The sequence below is a fragment of the Aquabacterium sp. UBA2148 genome (genome assembly GCF_002328915.1).
GTDB classification, from domain to species: domain Bacteria; phylum Pseudomonadota; class Gammaproteobacteria; order Burkholderiales; family Burkholderiaceae_C; genus Aquabacterium; species Aquabacterium parvum.
In genome coordinates this window covers 1,827-3,501 of the sequence record NZ_DCXA01000192.1, presented here as the reverse complement: position 1 = coordinate 3,501, position 1,675 = coordinate 1,827, and the positions used below count along the sequence as shown (strand labels likewise).

Annotated in this window: 2 protein-coding genes; both read right to left on the bottom strand. The window is 66.4% G+C overall.

Going from position 1 to position 1,675, the window contains the following annotated elements; genetic code table 11:
* On the bottom strand, positions 1-993 hold a 993-nt coding region (locus tag B2W70_RS10760; RefSeq protein WP_286745615.1), incomplete at its 3' end, for a cytochrome c biogenesis protein ResB.
* Positions 994-1,193: 200 nt separating this feature from the next.
* Positions 1,194-1,675: c-type cytochrome (locus B2W70_RS10755; protein ID WP_286745613.1), on the bottom strand; the 482-nt coding region annotated here is incomplete at its 5' end.

The window sequence follows — 1,675 nt, the reverse complement described above, 5'->3', positions numbered from 1 at the left end:
CTTGAGCCGCACCGACGAGCCCCCGTCTTCGAAGCTGGACTGGAAGATCGTCACGCCGTCGTAGACCACCGGATGGTTGACCTCGACCGTGAAGGCCTTGGGCTCGGGCGCGCGCGGGTCGTGGATGACGATGTCGCTGGCAAAGCGCTTGGGCATGCCGGTGGCGTAGTAGTCCACCGAGAACTTCTTGAGTTCGATGTCGAAGGGCAGCGGCTGCAGCAGCATGCCGTCCTCGAGGTTGATGACCGCCGCGTTGGTGCGCGCGCCTTCTGGCACGAAGAGCTGGGCGCGGTACGCCGGGTTGGTGACGCTGAGGCGCCCTTGCTCGGTTTCGGTGCCGCCCTGGAAGGGCTTGAGCCCCTGCGCCCACACCTGCGCCTTGATGATGAGGTCGCCGTCAAACAGGCCACCCAGGCAGATCAGCACGATGGCGCTGTGCGCCGCGATGTAGCCCAGCTTGTTGACCGCACCCAGGCGCGCGCCGATCATCACGCCCGCTTCGCCTCGGACCGAGGCCTCGCGTTGCTGAGACTTGACCGACCAGCCCTGCTGCGCCAGCACCTGCAACACCTCGGTCTGCGTCTGAGCCAGCGGCTGAGCACGCGCACCTGCAGCGCGGTGGTGAAAGGCCTGCAAAGCCTGCTCGCGGATGTGCTCCTTGTGCGTGCGCAGGTCAGCGAGGATCTTGGGCGCATTGCGCGCGATGCACAGGCTGGTCGAGATGACCAGGAAGGCCAGGATCACCAGGAACCAACCCGTGCTGTAGATGCGGTAGAGCCCCAACGCCCCGAAGACATCGGCCCAGAACGGCCCGAACTGGTCCACGTAGTTGACCAGTGGCTCGCCTTGCTTGACCACCGTGCCGATGGCCGAGGCGATGCAGATCACCGTCAGCAGCGCGATGGCAAAACGCATCGACGACAACAGCTCCAGCGCCTGGCGACGCCAGTCGGAGGCGGATGGGCGGTGAGATGGCAGGGCCGTGGCGTTCATGGGTGCGTCGTTGAGGCGCGTGTGTGCCTGGGGTGATCGGTCATGTGGGCGGCGAGCGCCCAAAACAAAAGCGGGCAACCCCGCTCAGGGTTCCCGCCTGTGTGTTGTGTGCAGCATCGCTGGCTGCAGGCATCTGACGCCGTGGGCCGCCTGAACCGCCTGAATGGCGCGGACAGCGGCGGCTCACACGGCCAAGTCCATCAGCGCAGGCCGGCGATGTAGTCGGACAGCGCTTCGATTTCCTTGTCGCTCAGGTTGGCGGCGATGGTCGCCATCTGGGCGTTGTTGGTGCGCTCGCCCTGGCGGAAGGCGGTCAGCTGCACCTTGGTGTAGTCGGCGTGCTGGCCAGCCAAGCGGGGGTACTGCACGGGGATGCCGGCACCGTTGGGGCTGTGGCAACCAGCGCAGGCGGGCACGCTCTTCTTGGCGATGCCACCGCGGTAGATCTTCTCGCCCAGGGCCACCAGGGCGGCGTTCTTGGCGGAGCCGTCCTTGGCCTTCTTGGAGGCGTAGAAGGCCGCGATGTTGCGCATGTCTTCGGGCGTCAGCGGCGCGGCCATGCCGGACATGATGCTGTTCTTGCGCTTGCCTTCCTTGAACTCGGTCAGCTGCTTGACCAGGTACTCGGGGTGCTGGCCTTGCAGGATCGGGTAGGCGGGCGCACCACGCGAGCCGTCGGCGG